The sequence below is a fragment of the Gelidimonas diazotrophica genome, assembly GCF_055694025.1.
The window spans coordinates 3,470,210-3,482,754 of sequence record NZ_CM146349.1 but is presented as its reverse complement, the minus strand read 5'-3'; the positions used below and the strand labels follow the sequence as shown (position 1 = coordinate 3,482,754).

Sequence of the window (12,545 nt, the reverse complement as noted above, 5' to 3'; positions counted from 1 at the left end):
AATCGAATCGCCAAAAGATAAGGTTTTTTTGACAATTGAATGGCCAAAGGCGCGGCATCCGATGTTGCACAAAAAAAGCGCCCAGGGCGCTTTCTTGTTTTCTTGCAAAATATATACATGGCCCTGTATTTTTAATGACCGCATATTACTAATGCGGTAAACACTGGCATTTAGCGCATACCTAAAGTATTTTCAAATCAATCTGGAAAATTTCGAAGTGGTATTTTGAATCAGGTATTTATCGAACACCATCCCGACCGCACGCACGAACAGCCGTCCCTTGGCGCTGACCTGGATGCTGCTGGCGTCCACCTTGATCAGGCCGGCTTCTTCATACTGTCCCAGCAAGCCCAGCTCGGCTGCGAAGTAGCTGACAAAATCGATGCCGTAGGCGCGATTGATCGCAGCAAAATCGACTGGCCCGCTGCACATCAATTCCATGATTACCTGACGCCGCAACACATCGTCCATCGACAGCGCATAACCGCGATCGATCGGCAGTTCGCCGCTGTCGATGCGCTGGTAATACGCGGTTACGGTACGCACCGCCTGGCTATACGAATCGCCCACCTTGCTGATCGCCGACACGCCCAAACCGACCAGGTCGCAGTCGGCGCGGGTGGTATATCCCTGGAAATTGCGATGCAGACTCTTGTTCAGGCGCGCCTGATTCAATTCATCGTCCGGCTTGGCAAAGTGATCCAGGCCGATATACACATAGCCAGCTTCCAGCAAGCGGCGCATCGACAATAGAAAAATCTGCAGCCGTTCCTCGGCCGAAGGCAGGTCGCTGTCGACAATCAGGCGCTGCGCCTTGAAGCGGTTCGGCAGATGCGCGTAGTTATACAGCGCGATGCGATCCGGCGACAGTTCGATGATGCTGTCGAGCGTGCGGTCGAAGCTTGCCAGCGATTGCTTGGGCAAGCCGTAAATCAGATCGGCGTTGACCGACACGAAGCCGGCCTTGCGGCTGGCGCTGACGGCTTTCTGGACCATTTCCAGCGGTTGAATCCGGTTCACCGCCTGCTGCACCGCAGGATCGAAATCCTGCACCCCGAAACTGGTGCGGTTGAAACCCAGCTCGCCCAGCAGCGCCATGGTGTCGTCGCTGACGGTGCGCGGATCGATTTCGATCCCAAGTTCGGCGTCCGGCAGGAAATTGAAATGGCTGCGCAACATCTGCATCAGCTGGCGCAATTCGTCCGGGCTCAAAAAAGTCGGGGTGCCGCCGCCGAAATGCAGCTGCGCGGTCTGCCGGTCGCTGCCCATGCGCTGTGCCACCAGCGCCATTTCCTTGTCCAGATAGCGCAGATATTCGGCGGCCCGGTCATGCTCCTTGGTGATGATCTTGTTGCATGCGCAGAAATAGCAGAGCGACTCGCAAAACGGTATGTGCACGTAAACCGACAGCGGCGGATTGTTGCCGGTGTTGGCGGCGCGCTGTTCCAGCTGCGCGTTGTAAGAGGCGGTATCGAATTCGGCGTTGAAGCGATCCGCGGTCGGATACGACGTATACCGCGGGCCCAGGGTATCGAAGCGGCGAATCAGCTGTTCTGAAATTTCTATATCGGGCGATGCAAGATTCATGGGGTTACCTATCGGGTACGAAGTATTGTCAATTGCGCGCCGCCGATGATAGTCGAAAGCGCAGAAAAACGCCTATTTTACGCCACCGGCAGTGCGATTCGGTACCGCCGTGGCGCTTGCGGCCGACACCGTAGAAAGCCTTTGCCATGCCTCCAGCGTTAAGATTTTGGTTTCATTTCTGTCGCACGTGTCTGCAAAATGTAGGGCAATGCGCAAAAGTATGCAGGAAAATGGACGTTTGCGAATTCTTGACGGCGAATTACGGGCTAGTCGTCATGACTAATATATTCTGGTTTCGATGGGCGGAGCTGAAAGTGCGGCATGATCGCTGCCTGTTAACGCTGGTTAACAAATATCCACATAACAGTCACAAAAGTCTCCAGTGCATTTATGCGCTATCGCTAAACTTTCCATCAGGAAAAAGGTTTCATACCGGAGCCGATGTTTAGCGGAGCTTAAATCATGAGCATTTCAAGAAGAAATTTTCTCAAAACCACGGTCGCCACGGCCATCGCAGCCAATGGCTTGACCTGGTTCAGCGCGAGTGAGGTTTTCGGTGCCGATACCGTGGTCATTCCCAGCGCCAGTCACTGGGGCCCGTTCAGGGCGGTAGTCAAGAAGGGTGTTCTGATTGGCGTCCAGCCGCTGACAGACATCGACGCGACGCCGACCAAGATGATGACCGAAGGCTTGCTCGGCCGCGTGTATCACAAGACCCGGGTCAAGTATCCGATGGTGCGCAAGTCCTACCTGGCCAATCCGGGCGGCGACACCAAGCCCCATCTGCGCGGCAAGGAGCCGTTCGTGCGCGTCACATGGGATGAAATTCTGGCCATCACTGCCAACGCTGTCCTGACTACCGCCAAGAAACATGGCAACGAGGCGTTGTTCAGCAGTTCCTACGGCGGCTGGTCCCATGCCGGCCTGCTGCGCCCGCAAGTTCTGCAAGGCCGTCTGTTCGGCCTGATCGGCGGTCATTCGGTGACCACCGGCGACTATTCCGGCGGCGCGTCTCAAGTCAGCCTGCCGCACATCATCGGCGACATGGAAGTGTATTCGCCGCAGACGGCCTGGCAAGTCATTGCCGACCATACCGAGGTAATGGTCTGGATCGGCTGCGACCCGTGGAAGAACAATCGGGTCGAATACACGGTCGCCGACCACCAGATGTTTCCGCACTGGAAACAGATCAAGGAGAAGGGCGTCAAGTTCATTTCGATCAACCCGCAATACACGACTACCGACGTGGCACTCGGGTCGGAATGGGTGAAAATCGTTCCCAACACGGATGCCGCCCTGTTCCTGGCGATGTCCTACCATGCCTACACCACCGGCAAGTTCGACCGGGCCTACGTGGCCAAGTATACGGTCGGCTTCGACAAATTCCTGCCCTACCTGCTCGGTAAGGATGCCGACGGCACACCGCCGAAAACCCCGGAATGGGCAGCGGCGATCACCGGCATCCCGGCCAAGAAAATCGTCGAAATGGCCGACCTCTTTGCCAGCAAACGCACCCAGTTCGCCGGTGCATGGTCGCTCCAGCGCGCGCACCACGGTGAAATGTCGCACTGGGCGATCATCAACTTTGCCGCCATGCTCGGCAAGATTGGCAAACCAGGAGAGGGCGTTGGCTTTAGCTGGCACTACGGCTGCGGCGGCATGCCGCAATCGAACAAGGTGATGCCGGTGGGTCTTTCGCAGGGGCGCAACCCGATCAAGGCGCGTTGCCCGGCTTCGCGCATCAGCGAAATGCTGTTCAACCCCGGCAAAAAATATACCCGCGACGGCGCTGTGCATACCTATCCGAATGCCAAGCTGATCTACAACTCCGGCAATAATTTCATGTCGCACCAACAGGACACCAACGAGTTGCTGCGCGCCATGAACAAGCAAGTCGACACCGTTATCTGCCAGGACCCCTGGTGGTGCGCCTCGTCACGCTTTTCCGATATCGTCCTGCCAGCCACATCGGCGCTGGAGCGCAACGACATCAGTTCCGGCGGCACCTACAGCAATGACAAAATTTACGCGATGCGCCAGGTGATCGAGCCGTTCGGCGAGAGCCTCGATGACTTCGAAATTTTCAGCCGTCTGGGTGGTTTGATGGGCGTCGGCTACCAGTTCACCGAAGGCCTGACGGTGATGGAAATCTTGAAGAATTCCTATACTAAGACCGATGCCAAGGTGCCTTTCGATGAATTCTGGAAAAATGGCATCGTCAAGCTGGAAGTGCCGGAACACATGAACCGCTGGGTGCGTCATGGTGATTTCTACACCGATCCGGTCAAGAAGCCGCTGCACACCAAGTCCGGGAAAATCGAACTGTATTGCGAGGAAATCGACAGCTTCAAGATCAAGGATTGCCCGCCGATTCCAAAATTTCTTGAGCCTGCCGAATATCTGGGCAACGCCAAGCCGGGGCAAGTGCACGTGGTCAGCCCGCATCCGTTCAATCGCTTGCATTCGCAAATGGCCAACGCCGATCTGCGCAAAGAGCAGAATGTCCATGGCCGCCAGCACGTGCGCATCAGCATCGAGGATGCCGCCGCCAACGGCATCAAGGACGGCGATCTGGTCGAACTTTACAATGGCCGTGGCGCCCTCATCGCCGGCGCGCAAGTAACCGACCAAATCATGAAAGGTGTTGTTAGCCTGGAAGAAGGCAACTGGGTGCAGTTCGACTCACGGGGCCGCTGCAATAGCGGGGCCATCAACGTCATCACGACCAGCATTGCATCGAGCGGCTTGAGCCAGGCCACCAGCGCCAATACCTGCATCGCCAGTCTGAAAAAATGCACCGACGCCGAATCGGAGAACCGGGCTTTCGAGCCGCCGGTCATCGAGCAAAGCGGCAAACTGGGGTTGGATGTCGCATCGATGAAGCTCATTGAACGCGCCGCTGAACTCAAGGGTACGACGACGGCCCACATGTCTGTGGGTGAGAAGCTGTTCTATGAGCGCTGCACCCTCTGTCACGTGCCGCGGGAACCGGGCGACTATACGCAGAAACAGTGGCTCGGCATTACCCAGAGCATGTTCCCGCGTGCCGGCTTGAACGACACGGAGAAAGCAACGGTGTTGAAGTTCCTGAAGGCCAATGCGAAGGATGCCGCGGCACTGTAAGCCACTGGTGTTGCGCATGTTTTATGCGTTGAAAAAATGTCCGCGAAAGACAAGAAAGGCACGAAAAAATAGGGAAATGCAAGTCGCGCAGTTTGATCACACCTCAAGCGCGGCTTGAATCACTCCTTATGCTGGCTATAGTATATTTAATTTTCGCAATAAATATATGCGGTAAATGCCATAAAAATGGCGATACTCCTTATTTTTTATAATCCTTGTAACTATTCAGCCGGCAAGCCAATGAAGAGCGGAATGGTACGATGTTGTAGGAGCGCACCCGGGCACGATCAACGGCTGCAGTCTGGCGACTGCTTTCGCGCCCGGGTGCGCTCCTACAAAAAACCACTTCGGTTTGGAAGTTTCTTGGTGCGGACTGAATAGTTACGAATCCTTTCGGATTGCGGGGCCGGGCTCGGCCATATCAAACTTGCGTTTGATCGGCGAGGTTGCGCTGGTAGTAACCGGCCCGGAAAAACTGCCGCCGCCCCGTAAGGTCGGGTGTTATTTCGGAACGTAGCGAAATTGGGGAGTGAAGGTCGGGGGCGTGATCGAATCTTCGAGATTGAGGTTCTTGATGTTTTCAGCATCAATCACCCTGATGACAGGTCCCAGGTGCTTGATATAGATTCGTCCCTCCAGAAGATTCACGGCCTGTGCGATGGAAAGCCGGCCCTGCAGCACTGGCGAATCGGAAGGTGCAGCGAGAATCCTGCCGCGGAGAATGCCCCGATAGACGCCTGGTGTGAAGTACGTAGAGATAATGGCCGTTTTTTCTTGAATTCCCCGCTCGCGCAGTACGCTGATCGCAGCTTCCGCCATCAGCGCGTTACCCACTAAATAGCGAACCTTAGGATGATTGTCGAGAGCGCTCTGCACCAGATTGCGCTGCACGGCCTTGTCGGTATCGCCCCAACCGATGGTGGCAATGACTATCCGGCTGTTGCGGATCGCCGCGCGGAAGCCGCGATCGACAAAAGGCACCCAACCGGCATTACGCGGGCCAGGAAACCAGGCGATCGGTATCGGCGGACCGTCCGGCGGATTGCGAGCCACCAGATATTCACCGATCAAGCGGCCCATGTCATACCAGGAAACCCCGACCTTGGCACTGATGCCGTCATTGGCAATGTCGTTGATCGCCGCCAGCACCGGCATCCGGCGACTGGTCTCCCGCACCAGATCCGACAGGCCATCGAACGAGACGGTGCCGAGGATCAAGGCATCGGTACCGCGCATCGCGGTACACTCCTGCATTTGGTCGCGCTGGCGTTGCAGATTGGTATAACCGCCGGCTTCCAGAAAACGCACCTCGACGCCGAGTCGCCGGGCCTCCTCGACCATTCCATAATTGACGCCTAGCCAGTAGGCATCTTTGATGTGGGGAAAAACAATGCACAGGGACCAGTGCTTGCGTGCGGGTAAGGCTTCCGAATACGGGATGATGGTGGCGTGCTTGCCATAGGCGAACGGAGGGTCCCAGCGCACCACTTCGGCAGCAACGGCGCGCATTCCTGGTGACAAAGTTGCCACGATAAGTGCGGCGCCAGCCGCAAGAGCCATAAGCCATTTTTTGAATGTTTTTTGCATGGGGCAGATTTCGATCTTGAATTGACGCCAGAAGGTAATCTCGAAATCAGGTTGCCGTTGGCGTGGCAATAATTGCCAGACTGTTTCTGGTAGCTCTGGCAGCGCAAAATGGTAACTTAATCGACATGCAGGGACAACATTATTTCTACGCGTTTTTCTGGCCAGGCGATGCTCAATAGGCTCAGGCGCCGGGAGTTGCGGTTCGGGCTGATCGGAAAGGTGCTCCTGGTTTTTGGAGCGGCGGCGCTACTGACTGTGGTCATCGCGGTTATGGCTTGGCTGAGTTTCCATCAAGTCGTTTCCAGTCAGAAAACGATTATCAATGAAGCCATTCCTGCCATGGATGCGGTGCAGGATTTGGCGCGCAGCAATACGCGCATTATTGCTCTGATGCAGCAGCTTGGACTTGCCGCAAGCGTGCAAGAAGCGCAGCGCATGCAGACTGCACTTGTGGGGCAACTGACCCACGTGCGTATTCAATTGGACAGGCTGGACCAGCATAAATTCAACCCCGTACTCAGCACCGCCGCACACGCGACCGTAACAGCCATTGACGACAATCTCCGGCAGCAATCCAGAAAAATTATTGAGCGCCTGGTGCTTGAACAACATGAAAAGACTCAGATCGTCCTTCAGCGGCAGGCGGCGCTGAGTCTGATAACCCTGTCCGAATCCCTGGTTGCCAATACGTCGGCGGCCACCACCGCAACCATTGCCAGCATTTATCCGATGATTGCGGGAGGGCGCGCGCGCAACCAGATTTTTGAGACTCTCGACCGACTCATTGAGGTCAATGTTGATTCGATGGAGCGCATGTCTGAACTCCAGCTCACGTGTTTCAATCTCAAAACTCTGCTGGAACGGCTGGAGAGCGAAGAGGATTTCCGCGCTATCGACGCTTTGCGCTCAAGATTTTCTGCCAATCTGGCCACGCTCAAGCGCCGCATCCAGGACATTCGTGATCCCGACCGGAAACTGAGCGGCCTGCATCATTACCAGATATTGACAGCGGCAATGGAAGCGGGCGGCCTGTTTGACATGCGTGGCCAAGAACTAGAACTGATGGCGTCCATTCTACGGCTGCGCGGGCAGAGCGGAGTGCTGGCCTCGCAATTGAATGAACAGGCCAGCCTGCTGGTTGCAGCCGGCGGCAAGGCGATCGATACTGCCGGCAATCAGTCCAGGCGCGCAGTGGATCGCGGATTGACAGGATTTCTCGCGGTGGCCGCCTTGCTCTTCATTGCCCTTGTCGCCACTTTATGGGTTCTGTTCCGTTATCACGTCCTCGGCCGCCTGCAAGGGATGGAAGCCGCTGTTCGCGCTCTCGGTAGCGGAAATTATGAAGTCCATATCACCACTGCCGGCAACGACCCGCTGGCGCCGCTGGGCCGTGCCCTTGAGCAGTTTCGAGAAAATGCACGCGAGCGCCGCCGGCTTGAGGATGAGTTGCTGCTACACCAGCAAGTTCTTGAGGAGCAAGTCACGGCGCGCACTGCGGAACTCAAGCAAAGCAACATTCTGCTCGAACACGAAGTTGCCGAACACGCTGTGGCGCGGCAGCAAGCCGAAGCAGCCAACAATGCCAAGGCCATTTTCATGGCCACATTGAGCCACGAGTTGCGCACTCCCCTGAGCGGTGTCAGCGGCACCGTGCAACTCTTGCGCGACACCGGTCTCGATGCGCGGCAACTGGAATACGCCAGGATGATCGCCTATGCGAATACGACGCTGCTGGAAATTCTGGAAGATATGCTCAGCTTCTCGCGCATAGAAGCCGGCAAGCTTGATTTCGAGTGTGTGCCCTTCGATTTGCTGGGAACCATAGACGATATGCTGTCACTGCAATCGATTTCGGCCCGGGGTAAAGGCATCGCCCTGATCCGGGATGTCGAGGAAACCGTACCGGCAATCATTGTCGGCGACCGACGCAAGCTCAATCAGATTCTGCTCAATATCATCGGTAATGCGATCAAGTTTACCGATGAGGGATCGATAACCGTTTCAGTCCGTGGCAATGCCAATCGGTCCGGGCCGCTCACCCGGCTGACCTTTGCGGTTGCCGATACCGGCATCGGCATCCCGGCAGACCAATGCGAGGAAGTTTTCATGCCCTTCGTTCAGGTGGAGGATACCACCCACCGTCGCCATGGCGGAACCGGGTTGGGGCTGGCCATTTGCCGCCGACTGGTGGAAGCCATGGGCGGCCGGATCGGCTTGGAGAGCCGCATTAACGAAGGCACCTGCGTCAGTTTCGATCTGGATTTCGCCACAGCATCGAGCCTTCCCGCGCTTCCGTTCGAAAGATGCGCGGAGGCGATATCGGGCGCGGAGCGCCCACTCACGGTACTGGTGGTGGAGGATGATGAAATCAATCGCCTGGTATGCACGCGCTACCTGGAATCCCTTGGTCACCGCCCTTTGGTCGCAGTTAATGGAGAGCAAGCCTTGCTCTTGCTGCAACAGCAAACATCAGCCGTCGATGCCATCCTCATGGACATCAGTTTGCCCGGCGCTTCCGGCTTGGAAGTGGCGCAGCAAATTCGAGGACTTGACGACGCGCGCTGGAAACGGGTGCCGGTCATCGTCATGTCAGCCCATGTGTCCGGCGGCGCCACCGAACAGTATCTGATGGCGGGAATGGCCGCTTTTCTGAGTAAACCTTTTACTGTGGCAATCCTGGGCAGAGCCCTGAATGCGGCGACTGCGCGGACTGCCGGCAATGCTTGGCCGGAATACATGCGTAAGGAACTGGAGACGATCGGCATCACGCAGACCGAATCACTGCTTGATAATCCCTATCTTGAGGTCGAAATTGAAACCTTGGGCGCCGGGACGCTTCTTCAACTGCTGGACATGTTTTGCAGCGGCCTCGACTCCGCCTTCATCGAACTGGGCGAAGCGGCAAGACAGGGAAACTGGGACACTCTGCGCAAACGCGCGCACCGCTTGCGGGGCGCAGCCGGGAATATCGGCATGGCACAGGTCATCGAGCAAGCGCGGCAGCTGGAATTAATCGTGGCAGAGACAAGCGTCGATTCCACAATTGTTGGCGGGCTCCTTGAGAGCCTTGAAAATATCTGTCACAGCAGCTGCGACGCGCTTCATCAGAAATTATCCGCCATCGACAATCATTCCAGAACATGACGTCGCCTGCGGCGAGAGCTTGCCGGCTGGCTGACTGGAGATTGGCGCAGTATCAGGCTTGGGCAGTTACAGCGGACTGGCGTCGGTGATCAGCACATAGCCCTCACTGCGCACAGTGGTGATCAGTTCGGGGTTTCTGGGATCGTCTTCGAGCTTTTCCCGCAGTCTTGAAATAAGCACATCAATCGTCCGATCCGCCGGGTCCCAAGCTCTATGACTGACGTTGTGCATCAGGCGATCACGACTCAGCACCACTCCCGGATGGCGCGCTAAAGTCGCGAGCAATTCAAATTCGCCGTGGGTAAGGGTTTCTTTTTTGCCGTCCTTGTCCGCCAGGCGGCGATGCGTGATGTCGAAAATCCAGCGGCCAAAAATACATACATTGTCCTTGGCTTGCGGGCGACGGTTGCGGATTCCACGCAGAACGATCTTTACCCGCGCCAGCAATTCCCGGGAGTTGAACGGTTTGGTCACGTAGTCGTGCGCCCCCGATTCGAGACCGACAATTTTGTCAATATCATCGGTGCGCCCGCTCACCAGAATGATGCCCAGATTTTCATCATGGGCCCGTAACTCACGGGCAAGCTCAAGGCCATCTTTTCCAGGTAGGCCAACGTCAAGCAAAACGATAACTACCGGATCGGAATGCAGAATGCGCCACATCTCCTTGCCGTTCGTGGCTATATGAACAGCATATCCCTGACTTGCGAAATAGGTCTTCAGGCGAGCACACGTGATCGGATCATCATCGACAACGAGAAGCTGGATAGGGGTGTCGTCCATTAATTCAACACTTGATTTGTCTTGGTTACATCCCGTTTTCAGTCAGGAAGGTCAGGCGAAAAAATGAGATTGTAGCAGCACTAGTGTCCGGTTAAAAACTGAATAAATTCAATTGGTTAGAAAAAATGTTCTGTTTTGAGATGACGCCGTTGCCAACTCTTCGCGCAGGCCAGCGGGCAGCCATGGAGTACGATGCATAAAACGCGCAGGCAGAACAGGGTTATTTATCTGGAGTTGGAAAAGAGAAATGATAAAAAGAGACATAAAGCCATTGATGATGACGGCTTTTATTGCGGTCGTGATCGTCCTCGGCCTGTTGGCTAGTGTGGCTTGGTACACCAACAAGAAATTGGTTGAGGCCACGGATCTGGTGACGCACACGCTCGAAGTGCTGACTACGCTTGAAAAAATCACCAGTGAGCTGGCACAAGCCGAATCGGCGCATCGTGGTTATTTTCTGCTGCACGCACCCAATTTACTGATCGAACGTGAAGATGCATTAGACGCGGCCCGTGCCGGCATCCTGGCAATCGAACGGCTCACGACAGATAATCTTGAGCAAAAACGCCGCATCGTTTTGCTACGGGACTTGTTTTTACAGCGCATCGCCGCTTTCGCCGAAACGCAGGAAGCCCCGGACTCCATGGGCGCGGTAGCCAAAGCTGCCTATTTCGCTAAAGGCGCCTTTTTGTCGGCGCAGCTACAGGACGTTGCCGAAGAAATAAAGATAGAAGAGAAATGGCTGCTGGGGCTTCGTAACGCAGACGAAACGTTGCGGGTCCAGCTGGCCCGGGGCAGTTTTATTCTGCTCATGTGCGCCCTCCTAATCGTTTTGTTATTTTTAGCCCGACGCATCCATCGCGACATCGGGCTGCAAGAACACGCTGGCGAGGCATTGCGGAGTGCGCACGACGAACTGGAAACCAGGGTGCAGCAGCGAACGGCGGAGCTGGAAACCGTCAATGTGTTCCTGAAAGTGGAAATTGCCGAGCACGAAGAGGCAGAAAGGGCACTTCAGAAAGCGCAATATTTGCTGCACCAACTTGCCGCCCATCACGAGTCCATCAGGGAAGACGAGCGTAAACGGATCGCCAGGGAAATCCATGATGAATTAGGGCAGCGTTTGCTGGTGCTTCGCATCGACGTCACGCTACTCCAAACCAAGGCCTTAGCGCCGCACGCGCTCTTCCCGGAAAAGATCAGCGCGGTCCTGGAGGACATCGGCGCCATCATGCGCAGCGTGCGAGCAATCATTAATGACTTGCGTCCTGCGGTGCTCGACCTGGGGTTGCACGCCTCGATCGAATGGCAACTCCAGCAGTTTCAGCTTCGAACCGGCATTGAGTGCGTGCTTTCGCCGAGCAGTCAGGAGGTCGAATTGACAGACAGCGGCGCTACCTCTCTGTTCAGAATATTGCAAGAGTCATTGACGAATGTCAGCCGTCATTCCCAGGCTACGCGTGTGGTGGTTGAACTGAATGCGGATGAGGACCGGGTGCTGATGACGGTGTCGGATAACGGGGTTGGAACTGCTTCCGGGTACAACACCAAGAAGAATTCATTTGGCCTGTTGGGAATGGAAGAACGCATCAGCAGGTTAGGGGGCCGGGTTGAGATTGCCACTGCGCAAGGTAGTGGCTTTAAGGTTACGGTATCGATACCAAACCAGGTTGGGGTCGTCTCGGAAAGATCCTGATTGCAGCACTTTTTGAAGGATCGTCTTTGGCTCGATTTGAGCGGTTTGTGAAAACATAGCAGGGCGGGTGAAACCCGCGTCCTGACACACTAAAAACCAGCAGCGCGGGTTTCTATAATCCAACTTGGCTGCGGCAAGCGCACCGAAATACACGAACTGGATTGTCTTCAAACAGGCACGCAGTATACTGCCTTCTTTTTTGAGGCTACGGCCTACCCTCTAAGGACAACATCATGAGCGTTCTACCACCATGCCCAAAATGCAATTCCGAATTCACGTATGAAGATGGCGGCCTGTATATTTGCCCCGAGTGCGCCCATGAGTGGAGTGCAGACGCCGCCACCGAGCCAACGGAAGAAGGCGGCAAGGTCTACCGCGATTCCGCCGGCAATGTGTTGCAGGACGGCGATACGGTTTCCATCATCAAGGACTTGAAATTGAAAGGCTCGGCTGGGACGATCAAAATTGGCACCAAGATCAAGAACATTCGCCTGGTCGATAGCGACCACGACATTGACTGCAAAATTGACGGCTTTGGCGCCATGAGTCTGAAATCGGAGTTTGTTAAAAAAGTCTGATTTTGCTTTTAAACTGAAGTGATTTCTGTAGGCGCGGCTTTAGCCGC

Annotated in this window: 8 protein-coding genes; 4 read left to right on the top strand and 4 right to left on the bottom strand. The window is 55.6% G+C overall.

From position 1 onward, the window contains the following. Nucleotides 1–192 precede the first annotated feature (192 nt). On the bottom strand, nucleotides 193–1,587 hold the full coding sequence (gene hemN, locus KGFNPO_RS16155; protein WP_472632250.1) for an oxygen-independent coproporphyrinogen III oxidase: 1,395 nt from the start codon (nucleotides 1,585–1,587) through the stop codon (nucleotides 193–195). A 462-nt stretch (nucleotides 1,588–2,049) separates the two neighbouring features. Between hemN and KGFNPO_RS16150 the strand changes: the two genes are divergently transcribed. Continuing rightward, on the top strand, nucleotides 2,050–4,710 hold the full coding sequence (locus KGFNPO_RS16150) for a molybdopterin-dependent oxidoreductase (RefSeq protein ID WP_472632249.1): 2,661 nt from the start codon (nucleotides 2,050–2,052) through the stop codon (nucleotides 4,708–4,710). 501 nt (nucleotides 4,711–5,211) lie between these two features. Here the strand turns inward: KGFNPO_RS16150 and torT are convergent. Together torT and KGFNPO_RS16140 are read right to left on the bottom strand one after the other, a co-directional pair. Next, nucleotides 5,212–6,297: a TMAO reductase system periplasmic protein TorT gene (torT, locus tag KGFNPO_RS16145; protein WP_472632248.1), complete on the bottom strand. Its 1,086-nt coding sequence runs from the start codon at nucleotides 6,295–6,297 to the stop codon at nucleotides 5,212–5,214. 116 nt (nucleotides 6,298–6,413) lie between these two features. Further along, entirely contained in the window at nucleotides 6,414–6,560 is a 147-nt protein-coding gene (locus KGFNPO_RS16140) for a hypothetical protein (protein ID WP_472634553.1), read from the bottom strand. Here KGFNPO_RS16140 and KGFNPO_RS16135 point away from each other — a divergent pair. Continuing rightward, nucleotides 6,517–9,441, top strand: a complete 2,925-nt coding sequence (locus KGFNPO_RS16135; protein ID WP_472634513.1) for an ATP-binding protein — start codon at nucleotides 6,517–6,519, stop codon at nucleotides 9,439–9,441. The two genes, KGFNPO_RS16140 and KGFNPO_RS16135, sit on opposite strands and share 44 nt — an antisense overlap. A gap of 66 nt (nucleotides 9,442–9,507) precedes the next feature. Here the strand turns inward: KGFNPO_RS16135 and KGFNPO_RS16130 are convergent, their stop codons facing one another. Then, nucleotides 9,508–10,224, bottom strand: a complete 717-nt coding sequence (locus KGFNPO_RS16130; protein ID WP_472632247.1) for a response regulator — start codon at nucleotides 10,222–10,224, stop codon at nucleotides 9,508–9,510. A 277-nt stretch (nucleotides 10,225–10,501) separates the two neighbouring features. On the opposite strand from KGFNPO_RS16130, the gene KGFNPO_RS16125 reads away from it, so the two are divergent. Continuing rightward, on the top strand, nucleotides 10,502–11,920 hold the full coding sequence (locus KGFNPO_RS16125) for a sensor histidine kinase (RefSeq protein ID WP_472632246.1): 1,419 nt from the start codon (nucleotides 10,502–10,504) through the stop codon (nucleotides 11,918–11,920). Nucleotides 11,921–12,153: 233 nt separating this feature from the next. Then, complete coding sequence (locus tag KGFNPO_RS16120; protein ID WP_472613886.1) at nucleotides 12,154–12,498, top strand: zinc ribbon domain-containing protein YjdM; 345 nt, start codon at nucleotides 12,154–12,156, stop codon at nucleotides 12,496–12,498. The last annotated feature ends 47 nt before the right edge of the window (nucleotides 12,499–12,545 follow it).

Bases quoted from the DNA above. Each gene is read 5' to 3' on its own strand.
- KGFNPO_RS16120 (WP_472613886.1), top strand. From the start codon at position 12,154: ATGAGCGTTCTACCACCATGCCCAAAATGCAATTCCGAATTCACGTAT.
- KGFNPO_RS16140 (WP_472634553.1), bottom strand. From the start codon at position 6,560: ATGACCACAGTCAGTAGCGCCGCCGCTCCAAAAACCAGGAGCACCTTT.
- hemN (WP_472632250.1), bottom strand. From the start codon at position 1,587: ATGAATCTTGCATCGCCCGATATAGAAATTTCAGAACAGCTGATTCGC.
- KGFNPO_RS16125 (WP_472632246.1), top strand. From the start codon at position 10,502: ATGACGGCTTTTATTGCGGTCGTGATCGTCCTCGGCCTGTTGGCTAGT.
- torT (WP_472632248.1), bottom strand. From the start codon at position 6,297: ATGCAAAAAACATTCAAAAAATGGCTTATGGCTCTTGCGGCTGGCGCC.
- KGFNPO_RS16150 (WP_472632249.1), top strand. From the start codon at position 2,050: ATGAGCATTTCAAGAAGAAATTTTCTCAAAACCACGGTCGCCACGGCC.
- KGFNPO_RS16130 (WP_472632247.1), bottom strand. From the start codon at position 10,224: ATGGACGACACCCCTATCCAGCTTCTCGTTGTCGATGATGATCCGATC.